The following is a 21,552-nucleotide window of genomic DNA, read 5'->3' on the forward strand; positions in this document are numbered from 1 at the left end:
AAATGAGAGTGATTGATGGATGGCGGCCGCTCGCAGAACTTTCCTCGAGGTACGCGATAGGAGGATGAGTTGTCATTAATTCAAGATATTCTTCCGCTGTCTCCGCTACAGGAAGGGCTTCTTTTTCATGCGCACTACAATCAAGGTTCCGGCGAAGACTATGTAGTGCAACGCCAGTTTGAGATTGGGCAAGGAGATAGCGAGTATGTTAGAAAATGCATTGACATACTGCTTTCGAGACACCCTCACTTATTGTCTGAGTTTCGCTTCAGGGGTTCTGAAGAGCCAATCCAGATAATCCGGAGCCGAATTAAAGCTCCATTTACGGAACATGTTGTTAAAGGCGCTTCACAAGGCGAGTGGCAGAATATCTGTCGTTTAGAGCGCAGACCATTTAATCCGGAAATCCCTCCAATGCTGAGGTTTTCTCTGGTTACTCTAGGCGTTAAGCACAGACTGCTTTTTTCATATCATCATATTTTATTGGATGGCTGGTCATTAGTAATATTCCTCTCTGAGCTAAAGGAAATATTATCGACAGGAAATGACAGCCATCTTCCTTCTCCTATACCTTATAAAACATATCTCAGTTGGCTTCATACCCGAGATTTGGCCAGTTCGAAGGCGATATGGAGTCATGAGTTAGATGGCATTTCTGGGCCTTGTTTGGTGGCACCCTCAAAAATTTCTATCAAACCTGTAAAACAGGTCTTCACGAAATTTGTAACAGCCGATCTGACCGGGCAGTTAAAAGCCTTTGCTAGAAAGAACTCTTTGACCCTCAACTCGCTTATCCAAGGAGCTTGGGGAATTACGCTCGGGCGTTTGACGAACTCCGAGGACGTCATTTGCGGAATAACGGTCTCAGGTCGTCCACCTGAACTTGAAGGCGTCGAGCGTATGATCGGCCTGTTTATCAATACAGTTCCGTTACGTATAAAGCTTGCTCGGACAACAACGCTGCTCGAATTGTTACATGGGCTGCAGCAAAAGCAAGCTAATTTGATCCAACATCAATTTGTGGGCCTAAGCGAAATTACTCGCGCTTGTGGCCTGCCCCGGTTATTCGACAGTATTTTAGTGTTCGAAAACTACCCTTCCGTGCTGGTAAAAAATAGCGGTGTCGGATTAGTTCGGTTGAAGAATCTTGGTGGATACGGTGGAGATCAAACGCATTATCCCATCAGTCTTTTTGTCATTCCAGGTGATCAGATTGAGATACGTGTTTCGTATGACCAATCCCTCTTCGACCGGCAGACGGTGGAAGCCATTGCGGCCCGGCTCGAACGGATCTTCCAGGCGGTCGTCGCCGACCCGGCGCTGCCTATCGGCTCACTCGATATCCTTGCTGCCGACGAGCGCCGGACGATGCTGGTCGAGTGGAACGAAACGGCTCACCCCGTTCCCGACCTAACCCTTCCGGCCCTTCTCGAAGAGCAGGTGGCAAAGTCACCGGATGCCGTCGCGCTGGTGTTTGGCGAGACGTCGCTTTCTTATGACGAACTCAATGCCCGCGCCAACCGGATGGCTCACCACCTTATCGAGGCAGGCGTTGGACCTGAAAGCATCGTGGGACTTTGCCTTGAACGCTCTATCGATATGGTGGTCAGCCTGCTGGCTATCCTGAAGGCCGGCGCAGCCTACCTGCCGCTCGATCCCAACTACCCGGAAGATCGGCTCGCCTTCATGGTCGAGGATGCCGAGCCGATCTGCATCCTCACAACCACCGGCCTGGCCGATCGCCTGCCGCCCTCGCAACAGATCCTCATCGACGATCACGATCTCGCACAGGCGCTCGCCAAAAGGTCGCCCCATAACCCGACTGACCAGGAGCGTACCGGCCCCCTCACACCCGCAAAACCCGCCTATGTCATCTACACATCCGGCTCAACCGGAAGGCCAAAGGGTGTCGTCGTAACCCATGACAATGTATGCAACTTGGTCAGTTCAGCTCAAGATTATTTTGGAAATGACAGAGTTTCTGCCGCCAATTTTACGACGTCACTGAGCTTTGACGTATCAGTTTTCGAATATGCAGTGCCATTGGTCTCTGGCGGGACCATCTATATTTTTGAAGACTTTCTGGCTGGGACTACTGGAGCGTTTGGAGCGGGAGGACTAGTAAGTGGGGTACCTTCGATCGTCGCAGCGGCATGCAAAGAAAGCCATCCATTATCCGAGGTAACTACTGTTGTGCTTATTGGTGAGCCAATCCCGCGTTCGCTGTCTACAAATTTAAGAATATCATTCCCTTCGGCCTCAATATTTAATTGTTATGGCCCGACGGAAACAACTGTCTATTCCACATCATACGCATTCAATTCACTTGAGGAGGGAGACGTTCCGATCGGTCGGCCGATCTGGAACACGCAGGTTTACGTTCTTGACGCTTGGCTTCAGCCTGTTCCCGCGGGTGTCCCGGGTGAGTTGTACATTGGTGGGCAGGGACTTGCGCGTGGCTATTTGAAGCGTCCGGGATTAACGGCGGATCGTTTTGTGGCAAATCCCTTTGGTCCTGCGGGAAGCAGGATGTACCGGACCGGGGATTTGGTACGGTGGCGTCCTGACGGTGTGCTCGACTTCCTGGGCCGGGCCGACCATCAGGTCAAGATCCGCGGCTTCCGTATTGAGCTCGGCGAGGTTGAGGCGGCCTTGGCATCACATCCGGCCGTGGGACAGGCGATCGTGCTGGCACGTGAGGACAAGCCTGGGCAGAAGCAACTGGTCGGTTATGTTGTGCAGGCCGGAGAGCAGATCCCTGACGCGGGCCAGTTGCGTCATTATGTTGCTGGCCGTCTTCCCGATTACATGGTCCCGGCCGCGATCGTCCTGCTCGATGCCCTGCCGCTGACCCCGAACGGCAAGCTCGACAGGAAGGCCCTGCCGGCACCAGACTTCACCCCATCCGTGATGCGCTTGCCACGCTCGCCCCAGGAAGAGATTATCGCTGGCCTCTTCCAGGAGGTGCTGGGCCTCGAGCAGGTTAGCATTGATGACAGCTTCTTCGATCTGGGAGGACACTCGCTTCTGGCGATGCGCCTGATCAGCCGTGTCAGGAGTACCCTGGGTATCGAGGTCTCGGTACGCATGCTCTTCGAAGCACCGAGCGTGTCGGCCTTCGCCCGACGGTTGAACGGGGCGGAGATGGCCCGTCCGGCGCTGCGCGGGATGACACGGCCGCCATTCTTGCCGCTGTCGTTTGCCCAGCGTCGTCTGTGGCTCCTCGACCAGATCGATGGCGCGAGCTCGACCTACAACATCCCCTGGAGCATGCAGTTGCATGGTCCACTGGATGTGGCGGCACTTGATGCTGCGATCGCCGATGTCGTTCGCCGCCACGAGAGCCTGCGGACGGTCTTTGCCCTGCACGAGGGCGAAGCCATCCAGCATATCTTAGCAAGGTCAACCATAAATTCGGTTCTTGAAGTTCGTGATATCAACGAGGCTGAGCTTGCCCAGGCTGTCGCGGAAGCCTCGTCCTACTGCTTCGACCTTGGCAGGGACCTGCCTTTGCGGGCCTCTTTGTTCCGTCGCTCCGAGCAGGAGCACGTCCTTGTCCTGTTGTTGCATCACATTGCCGGCGACGGCTGGTCCCTTGGACCGCTGCTGCGCGATCTGGCGCTTGCTTACGAAGCCCGGAGCAGGGGGCAGGAGCCTGCATGGGTTCCTTTGCCTGTGCAATATGCCGACTATACGATCTGGCAGAAAGAGGTCCTGGGTGACGAGGCCGACCCGACCAGCCCGATCGCTGCGCAGCTCGGATATTGGCGCAATGCACTGGCCGGCCTGCCAGAGCAACTCGACCTGCCTTATGACCGGCCCCGGCCGGTTACCCCAAACCATCGTGGCGAACGGGTCAACATCCAGTTCGACGCGGCGCTGCACACAAAGCTGATGGCTCTGGCGAAGGAAGGCAAGGCCAGTCTGTTCATGGTTCTCCAAGCCGGCCTATCCGCCCTGCTGACCCGGCTCGGAGCGGGGACGGATATTCCCTTGGGTAGTCCGATCGCAGGCCGCACCGACGTTGCCCTCGACAATCTTGTCGGCTTCTTCGTCAATACTCTCGTGCTACGCACCGATACGTCCGGCAATCCCAGCTTCCATGATCTACTCGCCAGAGTGAGGGAGCAGGACCTCGCCGCCTATTCCAACCAGGACCTGCCATTCGAAAGGCTTGTTGAAGTCCTCAATCCGCCTCGCTCCTTCTCCCGCCATCCGCTCTTCCAGGTCATGCTGGTGTTGCAGAACAACGCCCAGAGCCGCTTCGATCTGCCCGGTCTCTCGCTGACCCGGTTCAAGGGGGAAGGGACGCAGACCGCCAAGTTCGACCTCTCCTTCAGCTTCAGTGAGGCCCGCGATGCGGAGGGCCAGCCAAAAGGTCTGTCTGGCCGGATCGAATATGCCACCGATCTCTTCGACCGGCAGACGGTGGAAGCCATTGCGGCCCGGCTCGAACGGATCTTCCAGGCGGTCGTCGCCGACCCGGCGCTGCCTATCGGCTCACTCGATATCCTTGCTGCCGACGAGCGCCGGACGATGCTGGTCGAGTGGAACGAAACGGCTCACCCCGTTCCCGACCTAACCCTTCCGGCCCTTCTCGAAGAGCAGGTGGCAAAGTCACCGGATGCCGTCGCGCTGGTGTTTGGCGAGACGTCGCTTTCTTATGACGAACTCAATGCCCGCGCCAACCGGATGGCTCACCACCTTATCGAGGCAGGCGTTGGACCTGAAAGCATCGTGGGACTTTGCCTTGAACGCTCTATCGATATGGTGGTCAGCCTGCTGGCTATCCTGAAGGCCGGCGCAGCCTACCTGCCGCTCGATCCCAACTACCCGGAAGATCGGCTCGCCTTCATGGTCGAGGATGCCGAGCCGATCTGCATCCTCACAACCACCGGCCTGGCCGATCGCCTGCCGCCCTCGCAACAGATCCTCATCGACGATCACGATCTCGCACAGGCGCTCGCCAAAAGGTCGCCCCATAACCCGACTGACCAGGAGCGTACCGCTCCCCTCACACCCGCAAACCCCGCCTATGTCATCTACACATCCGGCTCAACCGGAAGGCCAAAGGGTGTCGTCGTAACCCATGAGAGTGTTGTCTATTTTGCTGAAGACTGTGAATGGAAAAAACTTGCGCGCCAAAAAGTCCTTTTCCACTCGCCAATTACCTTCGACGCCTCTGTTTTTGAGGTCTTCGCTTCATTAGCTCGTGGCTGGCGCATATTTATCCTCCCAGATGCAAAGCTGGATGTGCATGCTTTCGCGGAATTCATTCTAGAGAACAAGATAACTTCGGTATGGCTCACCGCTACATTATTTTCGTTAATTGCGGACCAGAGACTTGAATCCTTCAAAGGGCTACAGAATCTCTGGGCAGGCGGAGAAGCATTACCCTCGGAAGCTGTAAGGCGGGTTGTTTCCGCACAGCCCAGACTGAACTTTCGGAATGGCTATGGCCCGACGGAGACGACGACGTTCGCAACGAGCTATCTGATCTCTCTGACGGATACCAACAGTCCCCTTCCGATCGGGCGGCCTTTGGATAACACGCAGGTTTACGTTCTTGACGCTTGGCTTCAGCCTGTTCCCGCGGGTGTCCCGGGTGAGTTGTACATTGGTGGGCAGGGACTTGCGCGTGGCTATTTGAAGCGTCCGGGATTAACGGCGGATCGTTTTGTGGCAAATCCCTTTGGTCCTGCGGGAAGCAGGATGTACCGGACCGGGGATTTGGTACGGTGGCGTCCTGACGGTGTGCTCGACTTCCTGGGCCGGGCCGACCATCAGGTCAAGATCCGCGGCTTCCGTATTGAGCTCGGCGAGGTTGAGGCGGCCTTGGCATCACATCCGGCCGTGGGACAGGCGATCGTGCTGGCACGTGAGGACAAGCCTGGGCAGAAGCAACTGGTCGGTTATGTTGTGCAGGCCGGAGAGCAGATCCCTGACGCGGGCCAGTTGCGTCATTATGTTGCTGGCCGTCTTCCCGATTACATGGTCCCGGCCGCGATCGTCCTGCTCGATGCCCTGCCGCTGACCCCGAACGGCAAGCTCGACAGGAAGGCCCTGCCGGCACCAGACTTCACCCCATCCGTGATGCGCTTGCCACGCTCGCCCCAGGAAGAGATTATCGCTGGCCTCTTCCAGGAGGTGCTGGGCCTCGAGCAGGTTAGCATTGATGACAGCTTCTTCGATCTGGGGGGGGACAGCATTAGTTCCATTCGATTGGTAAGTAGATGCAGGAAAGCAGGTCTGATCATTTCTTCCCGCAACGTTTTCCAATCTCAGACCGTTGCGGCCCTTGCTTCTGTTGCGGCTCCGCTTACCCCTGAAGACCTGACCTACGAACCGCGTAGTGGGTTTGTCCCTTTGACACCGGTTATTCACTGGATGCTGGAGCGGCACGGCCCGATCAACATTTTCAATCAGTCCATGATCATTACGGTCCCCGATAATGTTGACCGTTCTTCGGCGGTTCTGGCCCTACAAAAGATTTTTGATCACCACGATATCCTGAGGAGCAGGCTTGTTGCCTCGCCGAACAGCCTTGGCTGGCAGCTAGAGGTTCTCCCCCCAGGAACGGTTAATGCCAAGGATGTAGTCCAAGAGATCGACCTCCTGTCGTTGTCGGAAGATGACAAGGCACCTGCTATCAGGAAGGCGCTCCGGGAAGTGCAATACGACCTCGATCCTTACAAAGGCCAAATGGTGAGAGGCATCCTCTTCAAGGATAGGGTCATCAAATTTGCCCTCGTGGTACATCATCTGGTTATTGATGGTGTCTCGTGGAGGATTTTGGTTCCTGATCTCCTCGAAGCGGCCAACCTAAAATCTTCGCTCCCGTTGGAGCCCGTCCGAACATCTTTCCTCGCCTGGGCAAATCATCTTAAAGAGGAAGCTCACACTTCCCAGCGGCTTCAAGAGCTCGGTTTCTGGAAGGATTTATTAAGTCAGCCTGATCCGCCTATATCGCCGGTGAGCTTAAATCCCCAGCTGGACACATCTCAAACGACCAGGCATCTGAGGGTGGTTCTGCCGTCAGAATTTACCGTTCCTTTGTTGACTAAAGTGCCAGCCCTTATACATGGCCGCATAAATGATGTTTTGCTGACAGCGTTTGCTCTGTCTTTGATCATGTGGCGTCACCAGCAAGGTTCCACAGACATCAATCACGTTCTGTTCGACCTGGAAAGTCATGGGCGGGAAGAAATGCGCCAGTCAATCGACCTTTCTCGCACGATCGGTTGGTTTACGAGCATCTCTCCAGTTCGGATCGAAGTCGATAAACGGAATCTGGCCACCGGCCCATTAACGCAATTTACGCTGCTGAAGCTGCTGAAGTCTGTGAAGGAGCAACTGCGGCAGATACCCGATAATGGAATTGGTTACGGTCTTCTTCGCTATATGAACTCGCAGACCGCTGGCGAACTAGCAGCATTCCCCAATCCGCAAATCTGCTTTAATTATCTGGGCCGTTTTGGTGATAATTCCCAATCAGACGACAAACAAAACGAGTTTGGAGGCGGCAGCGATGCTAAGTTAGCCTCAGCCTACGCCCTTGAACTCAATGCCCGTGTAAAAGACCATGCAGGCGGCAGCGAGCTCGTCACTACATGGTCCTGGCCATCCCGCCTGTTCGAACAATCGCAAGTAAACCAGCTGATAGACAGATGGCTTGATACACTTAAAGCTCTGGCAATGCTCGCAGAGCAACCGCTTGCCGACAATCCTCCACATCAAACATAAGGTGTAATGATGACAAATCCATTCGACAATAATGAAGAGCCGTTTAAAGTTCTGGAGAATAAACGAGGTGAGTACTCTCTTTGGCCTCAACATGTTGAAGTGCCGGCCGGATGGGACGTTCGGTTAGAGGCACCGAAGACGGAGTGCGTGGAATATATCGACGGCAAGTGGATGTCTTTGGGTCAACCTCAGCGAAAAGCAGCGGAATAGGCTTTCCTGTTGAGGTCGCATTCCCAGATACAGAATCCGGCAGGCACACAGCCGAGCGACTGTGCGGTTCACGCCCCAGAGAAGCGAGAGGCACTCGAAGCGCCGGGTAACCAAAGCTCAGAGAAGATCGTCAGGTGGCTGACGGTCGGACGAAGGCTGGGCGATAGACTTTGTTCACGACCAAGTCGCGACCGGCAGGAAGCTGCGCATTCTGATCGTGGTTGACTGCACTCGCGCGACTGCCCTGCAGCCGACGCACGCTTTACCTACAGAGGTTAGGATGTCTTCCAGATACTGGAAGTCATCTGCCACAAGACTGGCTATCCAAAGACGATCAATATGGACAACGTCGGTCCGCGCTCTTATAGTTTCCGATCGTCGGCAACGATACGCTCGATCATTTCTGGGTTGAATTAGCAATCGATAAAATGGCGAACGATGCCTTATTAAGAGCCAAGGTCTGCGAGAAACTCCTGCAGGCTCTCGGTGGATTGGTATGTTAGGAACGTAATACCCTCATCTGTGTTGTCATCAAAATGGATCAATTCACCGGAGTCGATATTGTCGGGATCAGATTAGTTTACAGGCCTGCTCTAACTTGTTTCCGACGGTGGACAGTGAGAAAATCTCTGAAACGCTGTGCCACTTCGTGAGGCGCAATAGAGGGTCGTGGTAGACCTTCAGGCGTATCCGCAGATATCTTGAGATGGAGAAGATGCGGGCCGTCGGTGACTAGTGTGTGGGCCAGAGCTTGCTCAAGCCCCTTCAAACTGTCCAATGTGAAGGCGGAAGCATAACCACAAGAGACTGCTATTTCCCCGAAGTTGACAAATGGAGAAACGGAGGGCTGGCCGCCCGTCGAAGTGTATTCCTCGTTATCAAGGACTATGTGGATTAGATTTTTTGGGCTCGTGGCACCGATTGTTGCAATATTGCCCAATTTCATCAGCGCCGCGCCGTCACCATCCAAAACAACTACCGTGTTGTAAACATTCAGCGCGATTCCTAGACCCATTGCTGACGCTCCACCCATCGACCCCACCTGATATAAATGCTGTGGTCGATCACAAATGGCGTGAAGCTCACGTCCGCAGTATCCGGTAGTCGCAACCCACGCTGCGGTGTCTGGTATAGCTTCAACCATTTGTAGGATGGCATCAGTGCGCGAAGGCCATGATTTGTAAGAACGCAGATTTGTTACGTTCGCGGGAGGCCACACTAGATGTTGAGGTTTGCCCAGAGATGACCCGCACAGCCCCCCCTTTTCAACAATCATGGCATACGGTCGCCCTTTTTCAAAATAACTAGCCGCGTCATCCAATTTGATGTCTATTTCTAAGGCAGATTTCGGAAATGGCGCATGTGGAATCCTAATGAGTCGGAGGAGGTCTTGGGTTACCTCGCCCATCAACTGATGTTGCGGCTCGTCGTTATCTGAGACCCTGCCACGCCATGTCACAATTAAGAGGGTAGGTATTTGAAAAGGCCAGTTCAACGAAGTTAGTGGATTCACCATGTTGCCAAGACCGGAATTCTGGCACAATACAACGGTCTGTCTTCCGGCCAACCAAGCTCCAGCGGCTATTGCGACCGCTTCCCCCTCGCTCGTAGCACCAACATAGTCGATCTTTTTATCGGTATTGGCGGCATTTATCAAAGGCGTAAGGAAACTACACGGCACGCCAGTAAGAAAATCCATGTTTCGTTTTTTCAGACTGGTGAGGAATGTATCTGCATCGAGCATCAGAGGACCACCGCGGTTTCAAAGCCAGGAAGTTTGATACCACAAGCGAACCATCTTCCTAGTAACCCCGCTTCCATCCAAAAACGCTGTTCTACCGTGGGCGACTAGGCGATTATTTATAAGCAACCCCTCTCCCTTTTCCAGTCGTAACCTCGTGCTAAACGAAAGGTCCGAAAGTGCGGAATCGAAAAAATTCACTGCTTCTTTCACTTCTGAGGGCAACTGGATCCCGGCAATTTCATACCCGGATAATATATAATCCCTTAGAAATCGGGCCCTGACTAGAGTAATTGAATCCGTAAACTCTAAAGCTGGAACATTGATGGCCGCTGGCCGGCCTCCATAATAGTTCTTACAGTCAAACCACACCGGTCGCTCGAGGACGGCGAGCGCCTCGGGATTTACTGAGCGCATCTTAGTAATCATTGCGCCTATATCGACGAGTATGGAGTCTCCTCCGTCTGCTCCTTGGTGAAGGCAGAAAAGGGATATTAGATCTGGCGCTGCAATTATCATCGGTCCATCGGTATGAATCGACCCGCCTTGATTGCTGCGGTGGTAACGTCCGCCGCTCTCCATTTTCTCCCCATGATTTTGCACGATTACAATAGTATCGCCCTGATTGTTTTGTGGGACCAGTGAACCGAATGTGTTGAATGCTTCGGTTACTTCTGTAACCAACTCTTCATCAGTCCTTTCCGAGAGAGCACTATGCTTCACCCGAAGTACCCCTTTGGTGCGCAAGTGAGTTTGAATTTCGGAAGGCAAGATTTGCTGGTCTATGTAGGGCAGATTGCTCTCCGGCGGCAAAAACTCCACTGTATGATATGTAAACATTGAAATGCTCCCCGATCTTACGGATCACGCTGATGGCGATGCTAAAGATAACAAATGCAGCAATGTGCAGCTAGCTAGTGCATATAGATCAATCCTACGCAACTCTTGCAATTACGCCGTGCAACTTTACTATAGGGTAGCGCATCTGTGGAACGCAATCATTTTATCGCAGAATTCGTTATGACTTTTTGATAGGATGACCAACATGCACGCTCGACATACGGATAACGCTCTTTGTGAAGTGGCGCGAATCGCCGCTTCCGGTAGTTGGCAGGTGGTGACGTCGAGAGGATGGATCGAGCGAGGTTTGCTGCGCCATTTCACTAAAACGCCGGTTCGTATTGTCTTTGTCAGTTCACATCCCACACTCCGGTGGGCGAATACTCTGACTTCCGTAACATGCGATGGGCTCGTCGCTGTAGGTGGTGGTAGTGTGATTGATGGAGCTAAAGCTTTGATTGCCGCCGGTTCCCTTCGTGGGGAGACCAATCTTTTAGAGTGGATTGAAGCAAAACGCGGCGATTTTAAAAAACGTGATTTTCGGTTTGTAGCTATACCGACCACTGCTGGCTCTGGTTCAGAGGCGACCGGTACTGCAACCCTATGGGGCGATTCAAATCCAAAATACTCAATTAGTGGGTCGGCACTATTTCCAGATGACATATTATTTGATGCAAGACTTTGCTTGTCGGTGCCAAAAAAGGTTAAGGCCGCTGCAGGTCTTGACGCAATAAGTCATGCCTTTGAAGCGATTTGGAATCAGAAAGCGACGAGCATCTCAGACCAACACGCAGCCCGTAGCCTGGCGCTCGCCCGCACTTTTTTTGAACAGAGTCTTTCGACGAGACAATCGGAACAGATAACGCGTGGAATGCAGGAAGCTGCGTATCAAGCTGGACTCGCTATAGGAATAACTGGAACCGCGCTCGCGCACTCGATATCGTATCCGTTAACGTCAACATTCAAAATTCCTCATGGGTTCGCATGCGCCTTAACCCTCGGCGAGCTTATTAAGATTTTGGCAGACAGACATCCATCTAGGATCGAGTTTGCGGCAGCTGCTTGGGGAACTAGTGTTTCGGGTCTCGGGAGAAGCGTAGAAAAGCTGATCAAAATCCACACTCCTCCATGGATCGTGGAGGCTTTAAATCAGCCCGTCAAAACTGATGCCACCGACCTCGCACTCCTTGACGGCAATCGTTCAAAAAACTTCATACTACGAGTCGACGAGAGTGAGGCTCGTCAAATATTGCAACGTGCAATTTCAAATTTAACGGTGAACGGTTGACATAACTGCGCTACTCTGCCTACCATTGATGCCACCCACACAACCTTTTGTAGTCTAGGTGTTGCAGCCCGATTACTGAAATTGTCAGCTATTCGCGTTATGCAGGCCTGTCGGATTTGGAGACGAAATGGCTTCAGTGTTTAGCAGCGCGTCCGCTGGTCGGGATTGGGAAGTTCTAAGTGGACCAATGTCAAGTTCGAACCTCAAGAAGGTGATCGACGAATTCCTGCTCGCAAACGATTTATCGTCGATTCCAACCGCACATCAAACTATAGAAGCGTTTGAGGCCGCATCCGGCCAGAGGGTCGTGATAACTTGGCGCAGGACAGATAACGCCCCTGTGAACGCCCAGCGCTATGCGTTTCACGAAGATGGTAATCTTGAGATACTTGCAGATCTTTCAAGCTGCAAAGAAGCGAAGTGGGGTACCGAATTAATTGAGCTTATCAGGACGAAGTTGTATTGTTTCAGCGAGGAGGAAATCGCAGAAATAAAAAAATCGATGCCTCTGTTGGGAAAGAGTTCAATAGATTCAAAGGAGTGCTTCGATGGCTGGTCACTTATTTTTCGGGATCATTTCGTAGAAAATACCCTAGGCTTCCTGCTCGCGATAGTGAACGCGGGAATACCACCTGAATGGATCTTGGCTCTTACAAAAGGCGACAGGACTTCGAACCGACATCGCATTGACGCTACGCTTCGCTCAAAAGGTATAAGAACGGGCGTTCTCGATAATGCGCTGATCGACACTACGATCGCTAGTCCTGATGCCCTCCTACAGTATAAAGAACCTTTAGATGATTTCATTGATTCATCAAGGGCTGCCGGGAAGAAGGTACTAATTATCGATGACGGCGGTCTAGTTGCATGGGGGTATGGAAGCAAATCTAGCGCCCGGCGTGTCGACGGTGCGCTGGAGTTGACTATTGCTGGCCTTAAACGCATCGCGCAGGTATCCGATATTGATATCCCAATTCTAAATCTTGCCAAATCTGAGTTAAAACAACAACTTGCTTACCCCGAAATTGTTGATTCCTGCGTTCGAAGAATTCAAACCATTATACCAGGGTTTAAACAGCGAGGGCGGTCAGCCATAGTTCTCGGTTACGGTTCGCTCGGCGAAAAACTAACCTCGGCGCTTCACTCGATAGGAATGCTAGTTCACGTGGTAGAAAAGGATATCTTGCGACTGATTAAAGCCGCAGAGGCCGGATACGCCACTCACCGAAACTTGTCAGATGCGATTGACCGAGCAAATCCTTTTCTAATAGCGGGAACGACTGGAGAGATTGCCCTTACCGCTGACGACGTGGACGTTTTGAAGGATGAAACGGTGTTGGCACCCTTCGCAACTAGGGATTTTAGCATCCTGAAGGAAATTTTAGATCCGGCTGCGTCGACGACAATTCCGAACATCGGCAAGCGCTATAAGTTGGACGACGCCAGGCAGGTGACGGTCTTAGGCGACGGGAGATCGCTGAATCTCTTTGAGGCAGACGCAATTCCCAATGAGGGGTATGATGCTTACCGGGCAGGCACCCTGATTGCGGCTGCCGCACTTTGTCAAGCTCCAACTCATTTTTCACCAGGGCTACATCTTGATCGAGTGAATGAAATCATCCGCTCGTCAGGGCTGTACGAACGTTATTACGACCGATATGTACTGACAAAAGATCGATCTCCCGAAAAGGATAGAGATGAGCCTGAGATGGGCAATGACCTCCAGGTTTGCATAGTAGGCTATGGGGTCGCTGGCCGACTCCATGCCCGAATTCTTCTCGAGACCGGATCGAAACTCAGCATCGTTGATCCGAAGTACCAAGGGCTTCCAGACACATTCCAAGTAACTGCGATCTCGGAGTTATCTCAAGATTTTGCTCACGCTGTTCAGCTATGGAGTATCTGCACCCCGACAGCAGAGCACCTAAGCTCGCTTCAACAGATACTTAAACTAAATCCGAGGGCGCGCGTTTTGCTTGAGAAGCCCGCCTGTCAAGCCCATGAGATTCCAGATCTTGTTATTCTTCTCCAACAACATCCTGAGGCGCGCCTATGCGTTATCGACCAATATAAACACACCTTGCTCTTGCCGGCTTTGCTTCAGGCCCTTCGCAATTTTGAGCCAAGCGAGCCGATTACCGGTGTTGATGTCACCTTCAATAAGGATCGGCGAAGGCAAATCGAAAAGGGGCGCTTTGTAGACCGCTCCTACGGCGTGTTGGGATATGAGTGGTTGCATATGCTAACTATTGTCAGGGAGATCTTACCAGAGAGTTTTCAGCAGTATGTCTCATCCAATCCAGTCCATTCTTTGCTTCGCCCCACATATAGCGAGGCATTATTTATTGCAGCCCTGACTGAAGAGACAGTCGTCGCTCGCGATGGCAAGCCAGTATCAATTCGTTTGTCCTCTAACATCGTTCAGCCCGTATCGGAGGCTGCTTTCGGACCGATGCCTCGCCCTGCTTCATCAGGTAACTGGCAAAAAAAACTTCGCCCGCTGGACGATCGAGTACGGTATGCTCGGATAACAGCTGGAATCACAACAGTGACACTGTACTTTGACCCGGTTACGACAGTCGGCGGGTGGCAACTTCCTCGTAATTATCATCGGCTCACGGTTGAGCGACAGGGCAACATTGTCGCCGACTACGTGTTACCCGACGCCCCGCTGCACAATGCAATCCGGCATGGAGTATCAACGATGCTAACGGATGGTGAGGATCTCGGCCCTATCGACCTGAGGGCGTTGCGCCGTATCGCACTATTAGCCGACCAGTTGCGAGAGCCGGATCGGGAAGATATCGGTACAAGTCTCCGGTAACCTCTCGACAAGGTCTCGTACAGAGAAGGACATCGACTGATGACTAAAACAACGAGTTTCAATATCACCGACCGCCCCCGCCCCTCGTATAAGCCATCAGAGGTTTCTTTCATTAGACAATTTGTCTGCGACTATGCCCAGGGCGGCGCAGCTGCAATGCCCCGTGCAATTAAGCCCAAAACTGACTGGGAGGAGTTACGAGCGCTACTCATCGATTTTCGAATATTCACGCCGTTCTACTCGATTTACGAGCAATATATTCCGACCGATATGCGCGAAATTTTTCAGGAGACACATGCGAACATTATTGGCCGCCTAGGCGTTGCGTTGGAGATTGCTCAATCAATCTCGCAAGAAGCCAAGACACGCAATATTAACCATGCGTTTGTTAAGGGAGCCGCTCTCGCACAGGTGATACATGGAGATCCGACCTTACGGGATTCCGGTGATGTCGATATCCTCATTGAGCAAATCAAAGTGCCCGAAATGCACTTCCTGTTGCGTAAAGCCGGCTTTCGCCAAATATTGAACGATTTTTTTTCAGACTCTTCTAATATCCCAAATGAGGATGTGCCCGTCCCAATCTACAAAACCACCCCGCGGTTGCTATCTGACTTCGTCAAAATGGTCGACGGAATTAAAGTTAAGATTGAAGTTCACGTGGAGTTTCGTGGTATATCTACAGATCACCAGTTCCGACTATTCGTATATAGCTCGGATCAGCTGTGTAACGGCAAAATTCGCCGTTGCCTTAGTGAGAAACATTCGCTGATACTCTTTCTTGTTGATAAATATAAAGATATGACTAAAGGGCGCGCACTTTGGGTGCGTGACATACTTGATATCAACCGCGCTGTTCATAAATTCAACACAGAGAAATTTTGGAGAACGTTGATTGCGGAGGCTGAGGTACTGGGATGTGACCGTCAGATATTAGCCGCGTTGGCGAGTGCTACGAAAATTATTGGGATCAGGCCTCATCACATCGAATTCATTTTTGAATACGAATTGCCAGAAGTGGATCAATTCGATTACCTTGACCTAGAAGTAATGATGTCCGGTCATCACTCTCTCATAAGCGCCCGTCACGCGAATTGGCGCGCTTCTATGCTGTGGAAGGCTGCAGCTCAAGGTAAATCGCCCTCTTATACGTTGCAAAGTCCCCCCATTGGTCTGGGAATGCGATATGTGATCCCGACGCTCTTCGGTGTCGCTTTTGAAGCTGAAATTATCGCCGATCAAAACTCCATGATTTGGCGATTCTCTGCCCCGAAGGTAGAGTTAGATTTCCTCGGGAATTTCTCCTTACAAACCAAATTTATTGAAGACGATCCAACGGTACCGTTTCCAGGTTCAGGCTATGAACTCTTTGTACGAGAGGGCATTGGCATCATTAGGGCACTTGGGGGCAAGTCGGAGGGTGAGACCAATGAAGACGTGGCGGTCAATATCAAGCAAAGCGAAGATGAAGGCCGAGTGACATTCGAATTGTTCGTACCTTTTCAACGAATAAATATGTCTTCGGCTCCGCAAGGGAAGCGTTTCGGTTTCGAGCATTACGTCAGAAGGGAGGTTTATCGCTTTCATTCTGTTACGGGATACATACCGACATTTGCTGGAGACACCGAACCCGCTGAAGTAGTAATAGTCGATTGAATCGCTACCACTGGTACACTATTCACGAGGGGATAATGTACAGCGAGTTTTCTAAGTATAGTTTTTTAATTCTTGGAATAAAGGTATTGTCGACTGTCGCTTCTCGACGCATTTCGATTTTTTTTGATAATTTTTTCTGAACCCTATCGCGCAACAACTTGGTGGACTTAGCTGCAGTTCGACCAACATCTACCATCGCCGCGTGGTCTGTCAGGACCAAGATTGAGTGCGGACTGTACCTTGGATGATCGAATGAATATAACGGCGTCATCATGGAAACAAAGAAAGCTCTCCTTAGTTCATTGATATCAACTGCGATTGTTGGTGTGAGAACCGGGACCGTCCGATCCCCCAATTCCCGAAGCAAAGAAAGGACCCATTGGGACCTCACTTCAATCAGCGTGCGGTCTGGTGCCGACAAAACGGTGGAGGCAATACAAAGTTCGCAGAATACACGCTTCGCGGACAAGTGAGCATGTTCGTGACTTTCGAATAAGTCCTCAAGAATGATAATCATAGTATTGGCATTAGATTGCGCGAAAGCAAGTAGGTCAGAAGGCAAATCGCGGCAAGCTTTTTCCGGATCTTTGTCTAGTCCTCGCGGAATGTGACCCCAGAAGATTGCATTCGCCTGAGCGGCCTCACGACCGAATGGACAAATACACTCTCGCTTTAGCCAATCTATGAGAAACGGTACAACCGAGTGTTCAGTAGAAGTAGTCAACGTTAAATCACCTCTACGATCCCGGCGAAGGTCGAATGCGGGGAAGGTGCGTAAAGCAGAACCGGTTGGCCACGGCTGAGAATTCCATTTTCCAGCATGTCCGTGATTTGGAACAAAGGCTGCCCAGCCATCAGGAGGTTAAGATCTCTGTATTTTCCACTGTACTGCTGAGCTGTAAGCTGAGAAGGTAAAAAAAGGTTATTTTTCCTCGAAACGGAAGTAGACAAAGAAGTTTGACCGCCAAAAGCATCTGCTCCTAGGAGCTTCTCAAGCGGCCTTATGATTGATGCAGCAGCTACAATAGCGTCCTCTCGTACCGGTAGCCTCGATAATTCGGTATGATCAACTCTGCAAAAGTTGCGAACGTGAAGCTGACCCTCTCGAGGAGACTTAACCACAAGCGCCACGACACCATCGCATTTGATCGCTGTATTATCGTGGCTAAGCCGGCCATGGTCGTCATTCTGACGGTAATATGATACTACGAGGCAAGATTTTCCGGGGTCAGCGACCATCGTTCCTGCGATTTCAAGCCCTGCGAAAGCGTCACCACTCGAATTGCCAGAAATCAGAAACCGGCTTTTCTCGGCGAGGCCAGTATTCTGAAGAATGTTTTGTACAAAGATCCGGGAATTCCCGTGATTTGGCGGCTCGCCACAAAAAATGACACGGTCGATGTTTTGCGCTGACAGTTGGCTGCGGTCTAAGGCTGTAAGGATACATTCCTCAATCTCGACTGCGAGATCGCTGTTTATGATAGACGTTTTAGTGAAACCCAAATCGCGGAATATCTGAAGCTCTGCGGTGTACGGCTTGAGTTCATCAACCTCTTCGAGTTGACAAATCTCTCCCAGCCGGCAGGTTAGTCCGGATATCGAAAAACAGCTGCTCATTTTTTGCTCCAGTCTTGATCGAGGGAACTACAGATTGTATACTTGAGATATTGTATTTGCGCCAGCCGGGTAGGCGTATGGTCGAGGCTCTCAGGGAGGATTTGGTTTGTTGTTGACTTCTGAAATCGATAGCTATGATCCAGATTGGCCTATTATGTTCGAGGCCGAGGCCAAACAAATAGCGTCGATATTTGGTTCGAGGGGGCTGTCGATCCACCACGTGGGGAGCACTGCCGTTCCTGGGTTGGCGGCGAAACCTGAGATAGACATATTGTGCGTGGTCTCAGACGCTGCCTGTCTCGAATCTTGGACCAAGTCCTTGAGTTCGCTTAATTATAGACGGGGTGGCGACTTGTCACCAGGCCATTACTTTTTTAAGCGGAACAAAGACGGCGTGCGCACTCACAAAATCCACGTTTGCATTGAGGGGCATGGGTCGATAAGGCGCATGGTAGGTTTTCGAGATCATCTTCGTAACAACCCGGTTGACCGTCAGAAATACCAGGACCTGAAGTTTGAACTTAGTCAAACAAACAGAGACGGGATTCAGGAATACCTGAGCAAAAAAGCGCCTTTTATTGACGCGATGATTGCGGGTATTTGTAAATAAAATAAGTCAATCCGATTTGCGTGAGAAGTTAAAATATCGCGAGGCTAGGGGGCGGATTATCCTCAATAGGGTTCTTTATTCGGCGGCGCTTGACACCTCTTCCTCGGCCGCAGTGTCAAGTCTGAACCTATGTCTGTCCGTAGAAACCAGCGAGCAAGCCCGTGGATATGTGGCGTGACTTTTTAAGCAAAAAGCTACAACGACAGTAATTTACCAGTGGATTGCCTTGATGGTTATGCTTAAAAACTACCTACACCACGTTCAAAGCGCCCCTCAGTCCATTGCTGTCTACGACGGGGGAGCTTCCTACAGCTACGAGCAGTTTCATGAGCTCGTCCTTCGAATAGCTAACGTTATCGAGAAGTTCGAGAGGCCAAATGTATTAATTGGGCTTCCTCAAGGCTTCGAGGCCTACGCTTCGATGGTGGCCTGTCAGTTCGCAGGAGGTGTCTACTCTCCAGTGAACCATGTCGCGCCGAAGGAACGAATTCGAAGAATACTGCATGATTTCGTGCCCGACATCGTGATAGGTCTTCCGTCGCTTGCATCTGTCTGCCGGGACTACGGGTGCAAAGGTATTTTCGTGGATGCATCCGCCATACCTTCCTCTTCTAATGCTATGTTGAAAAATCGGCCTCACGATATCTCTTACGTCATGTACACCTCTGGCTCTACCGGAATGCCGAAGGGTGTTATGGTGTCTAGAGATAGCCTCGATCATTTTCTGACTTGGTGGACTAAGATGGTTGGCTACACGTCAGACGACCGGATATCGCAACATCCTAGTATCGCTTTCGATCTTAGTGTTCCTGATATATACGGGGGTTTGTCGAGCGGATCATGTCTCGTGCCATTTTCACGTGAGAGCGATCGGCTCTTCCCGGCCCGAAAAATTAAGCACGATCGAATCTCTATTTGGAACTCCGTCCCTAGCGTGGTTGGACTTATGAACGCGGCAGGTGAGGCAAATTCACAAAACTTGGAATCGGTGCGAATTTTCACGTTCTGCGGCGAACCACTGCTTTTCGATCACCTGGACACAATTTTTACCGCCCGCCCAGTTGCTACTGTGTTCAATACTTATGGTCCAACTGAAGCAACGGTCGCCGTTACCTACGAAAAAATAACTTCGTCCAACTATAAAAATTTTTGTAAGCCATCCGCTCCGCTAGGAAAGCCAGCTGCCGGGAATAGACTGCATCTTGAGCCGACGAGCGAGAGCGACATCTTTGAGTTGTCGATCAGTGGCCCACAGGTCGCTGAAGGCTATCTTCGCGATCCAGAGGCTACTGCCGCTAGATTTGGCAGCGGGAAGCAGGCTAGTGTGACTGGCACGAAGCGTTATAGGACTGGTGACTACGTAGAAAAAAAGGGCGATCACTTGTTTTTTGCTGGTCGGAAAGATCAAATGATAAAGCTTCGCGGATTTCGCGTCGAACTCGGGGAAGTGCGAGCCGCTTTTGAGAAGCTGGGCTGGTTTGTACATCATCTTTTCGTTCATGAAGACCGCTTGTGTGCGCTTCTCAAACGACGGATGGATACAATCTTCAGTGAAGAGGAAGTTAGAAAGGATTTAGCGAGTTACCTTGATTTGCACGCGATTCCCAGTCATCTTGGAGTGATTTCTCAGCTCCCTCTGGGACCGAACGACAAGTCTCAGTTAGATCCTGCTGTACTGTTTGCGTGTTTAAAGAAGGCACAAGCGACAGAAAAATAAATGTTACGAGACCAACATAAAGCCGAGAGTTGAGATGATTGAACAGACAATTTCAAAGGACAACATCCAGGACACCATAGCGGGTTTAATCTCACAGCTGAAAGGCGTTAGTATAAGCAGTATTCCTGTAACGTCATTATTCACCGATCTAGGTATCACGTCTCTCGATATGGTATCTCTTGTTCTCCGGGTGGAGGCGACTTTTAATATCGATCTTGTTGGCGAAGGAACCACCGCTCGAGATCTTTCAACCCTTGAAGCACTATCAGAGCGAGTCGCCACGTTGACTCTTACTGACCAACGATAACGCCTTACGCTCTAGGATAATATAATGTGCGGCTTTCAACTTGGAAGCACTAATGTAATAGCTCCTAACAGTGCCGGGCCGAAGTTTAAAAGTGCGAATTCTTCTTTTTGAGGTAAAGAGCTGGACAGGTAGAGCGACTCTAGGTTGAATAAACAGTCGGAAGAGAAGGCGTGGCCCAATTTGGATTTCGTTGGTGTTAGGATTGGAGCTCCTTTCAAAACCAGCCCTTCGTGTAATATATCAAAAAAGCTGCTTACGTAGTTTTCGGCAACTATGACACTAGCATCGGAAATACTCCTGTTCCTTCGCTGACGGTATTGGTGTTCGGTCTGCCGACAAGCTGCGAGGAAACTCTTTGCTGCTGAACCACCTCCTGTTTGTGCGTTGGACTGCTGAGTGCCGGTAGTGTGGACATCCTTCAGCTGAAATGTCCCGTGATTTCCTACCACACAGCAAGCAGAGGCATCTCCCAGTACGCTTAACCCGCTAGCCATAACCCGCTGCGATCCGGGAATGCATCTATCTGCCGTTACCACCAACACATTGCGACACTGGCCAGAGCTAACGAGACCCATAGCTACTCCAATTCCAAGACTGAAATTCGAACATCTGGCCATCCACACGCCATAACACCGAGCATGCCCCAGTCCAATGCGCAATAACTCAGATTTGAAACCATCTCTGAAGACCTGCTCAGGCCGTCTAGCTTGCGACGGTTCAGTATCCCAAAAGCTTTCGCTACAAAGGACAATCGCGTCGATCTCATCTGGACGGAATGCACCCCCCTCGATTGCTTTCATCACCGCCCTGCCAGCAAGCAAGTATGCATATTCATCGCTCACCGGAACATACTGGAACCCATCCTCGACCAGATATGTCGGAGGCGGAATTCCGTTGACGTCCATCACACTAAGTGTTTTGTCGGGCACCCAAGTGGATACAGAGCCTAACCAGACTTCCATAATCGATTCCTGTTCACCGATTCCAGTGTGGCGGGGT

The 21,552-nt window shown here is 51.4% G+C and carries 13 protein-coding genes and 1 pseudogene; 9 read left to right on the forward strand and 5 right to left on the reverse strand.

Features of this window, described 5'->3' with window-relative positions; translation table 11 throughout:
* The first annotated feature begins 69 nt into the window (after nucleotides 1-69).
* From RMR21_RS25605 to RMR21_RS25615, 3 genes and pseudogenes are all read left to right on the forward strand, one after another.
* Complete coding sequence (locus RMR21_RS25605; RefSeq protein ID WP_498672804.1) at nucleotides 70-7,743, forward strand: amino acid adenylation domain-containing protein; 7,674 nt, start codon at nucleotides 70-72, stop codon at nucleotides 7,741-7,743.
* Nucleotides 7,744-7,752: 9 nt separating this feature from the next.
* The gene (locus RMR21_RS25610; RefSeq protein ID WP_498672854.1) at nucleotides 7,753-7,953 is read left to right on the forward strand and encodes an MbtH family NRPS accessory protein; all 201 of its coding nucleotides are present in this window, start codon (nucleotides 7,753-7,755) and stop codon (nucleotides 7,951-7,953) included.
* Nucleotides 7,954-8,066: 113 nt separating this feature from the next.
* Nucleotides 8,067-8,298: pseudogene (locus tag RMR21_RS25615) on the forward strand (integrase catalytic domain-containing protein); the annotation flags it as partial.
* A gap of 235 nt (nucleotides 8,299-8,533) precedes the next feature.
* On the opposite strand, the gene aepY reads toward RMR21_RS25615, so the two are convergent.
* The gene (gene aepY, locus RMR21_RS25620) at nucleotides 8,534-9,697 is read right to left on the reverse strand and encodes a phosphonopyruvate decarboxylase (RefSeq protein ID WP_498672806.1); all 1,164 of its coding nucleotides are present in this window, start codon (nucleotides 9,695-9,697) and stop codon (nucleotides 8,534-8,536) included.
* A gap of 18 nt (nucleotides 9,698-9,715) precedes the next feature.
* Nucleotides 9,716-10,534, reverse strand: a complete 819-nt coding sequence (locus RMR21_RS25625; protein WP_498672809.1) for a TauD/TfdA family dioxygenase — start codon at nucleotides 10,532-10,534, stop codon at nucleotides 9,716-9,718.
* A 205-nt stretch (nucleotides 10,535-10,739) separates the two neighbouring features.
* Between RMR21_RS25625 and RMR21_RS25630 the strand changes: the two genes are divergently transcribed.
* From RMR21_RS25630 to RMR21_RS25640, 3 genes are all read left to right on the forward strand, one after another.
* Complete coding sequence (locus RMR21_RS25630) at nucleotides 10,740-11,822, forward strand: iron-containing alcohol dehydrogenase (protein ID WP_498672811.1); 1,083 nt, start codon at nucleotides 10,740-10,742, stop codon at nucleotides 11,820-11,822.
* Nucleotides 11,823-11,949: 127 nt separating this feature from the next.
* On the forward strand, nucleotides 11,950-14,646 hold the full coding sequence (locus RMR21_RS25635) for a Gfo/Idh/MocA family oxidoreductase (RefSeq protein WP_498672813.1): 2,697 nt from the start codon (nucleotides 11,950-11,952) through the stop codon (nucleotides 14,644-14,646).
* A 39-nt stretch (nucleotides 14,647-14,685) separates the two neighbouring features.
* Nucleotides 14,686-16,302, forward strand: coding sequence for a nucleotidyltransferase family protein (locus RMR21_RS25640; protein WP_498672815.1), 1,617 nt, complete (start codon nucleotides 14,686-14,688; stop codon nucleotides 16,300-16,302).
* 22 nt (nucleotides 16,303-16,324) lie between these two features.
* Here the strand turns inward: RMR21_RS25640 and RMR21_RS25645 are convergent, their stop codons facing one another.
* Together RMR21_RS25645 and RMR21_RS25650 are read right to left on the reverse strand one after the other, a co-directional pair.
* Nucleotides 16,325-17,026 (reverse strand): hypothetical protein, encoded by a 702-nt coding sequence (locus RMR21_RS25645; protein WP_498672817.1) that lies wholly within the window; start codon nucleotides 17,024-17,026, stop codon nucleotides 16,325-16,327.
* Between the two features lie 2 nt (nucleotides 17,027-17,028).
* On the reverse strand, nucleotides 17,029-17,919 hold the full coding sequence (locus RMR21_RS25650) for a beta-ketoacyl-[acyl-carrier-protein] synthase family protein (protein WP_498672819.1): 891 nt from the start codon (nucleotides 17,917-17,919) through the stop codon (nucleotides 17,029-17,031).
* Between the two features lie 106 nt (nucleotides 17,920-18,025).
* Between RMR21_RS25650 and RMR21_RS25655 the strand changes: the two genes are divergently transcribed.
* The 3 genes from RMR21_RS25655 (at nucleotide 18,026) to RMR21_RS25665 (ending at nucleotide 20,553) form a co-directional block, all read left to right on the forward strand.
* Nucleotides 18,026-18,529, forward strand: a complete 504-nt coding sequence (locus tag RMR21_RS25655; protein WP_498672821.1) for a GrpB family protein — start codon at nucleotides 18,026-18,028, stop codon at nucleotides 18,527-18,529.
* A gap of 229 nt (nucleotides 18,530-18,758) precedes the next feature.
* Nucleotides 18,759-20,246, forward strand: coding sequence for an AMP-binding protein (locus tag RMR21_RS25660; RefSeq protein WP_498672823.1), 1,488 nt, complete (start codon nucleotides 18,759-18,761; stop codon nucleotides 20,244-20,246).
* Nucleotides 20,247-20,280: 34 nt separating this feature from the next.
* Entirely contained in the window at nucleotides 20,281-20,553 is a 273-nt protein-coding gene (locus RMR21_RS25665; RefSeq protein WP_498672825.1) for an acyl carrier protein, read from the forward strand.
* Between the two features lie 35 nt (nucleotides 20,554-20,588).
* Here RMR21_RS25665 and RMR21_RS25670 read toward each other — a convergent pair whose 3' ends face one another.
* Nucleotides 20,589-21,515: a beta-ketoacyl-[acyl-carrier-protein] synthase family protein gene (locus tag RMR21_RS25670; RefSeq protein WP_498672826.1), complete on the reverse strand. Its 927-nt coding sequence runs from the start codon at nucleotides 21,513-21,515 to the stop codon at nucleotides 20,589-20,591.
* Between the last annotated feature and the right edge of the window lie 37 nt (nucleotides 21,516-21,552).

This window comes from Agrobacterium sp. rho-8.1 (assembly GCF_033957725.1).
Classification (GTDB): Bacteria; Pseudomonadota; Alphaproteobacteria; order Rhizobiales; family Rhizobiaceae; genus Agrobacterium.

Coding starts and splice junctions, on each gene's coding strand:
- RMR21_RS25650 (WP_498672819.1), bottom strand. CDS start 17,919: ATGAGCAGCTGTTTTTCGATATCCGGACTAACCTGCCGGCTGGGAGAG.
- RMR21_RS25660 (WP_498672823.1), top strand. CDS start 18,759: ATGGTTATGCTTAAAAACTACCTACACCACGTTCAAAGCGCCCCTCAG.
- aepY (WP_498672806.1), bottom strand. CDS start 9,697: ATGCTCGATGCAGATACATTCCTCACCAGTCTGAAAAAACGAAACATG.
- RMR21_RS25610 (WP_498672854.1), top strand. CDS start 7,753: ATGACAAATCCATTCGACAATAATGAAGAGCCGTTTAAAGTTCTGGAG.
- RMR21_RS25635 (WP_498672813.1), top strand. CDS start 11,950: ATGGCTTCAGTGTTTAGCAGCGCGTCCGCTGGTCGGGATTGGGAAGTT.
- RMR21_RS25670 (WP_498672826.1), bottom strand. CDS start 21,515: ATGGAAGTCTGGTTAGGCTCTGTATCCACTTGGGTGCCCGACAAAACA.
- RMR21_RS25665 (WP_498672825.1), top strand. CDS start 20,281: ATGATTGAACAGACAATTTCAAAGGACAACATCCAGGACACCATAGCG.
- RMR21_RS25630 (WP_498672811.1), top strand. CDS start 10,740: ATGCACGCTCGACATACGGATAACGCTCTTTGTGAAGTGGCGCGAATC.
- RMR21_RS25625 (WP_498672809.1), bottom strand. CDS start 10,534: ATGTTTACATATCATACAGTGGAGTTTTTGCCGCCGGAGAGCAATCTG.
- RMR21_RS25640 (WP_498672815.1), top strand. CDS start 14,686: ATGACTAAAACAACGAGTTTCAATATCACCGACCGCCCCCGCCCCTCG.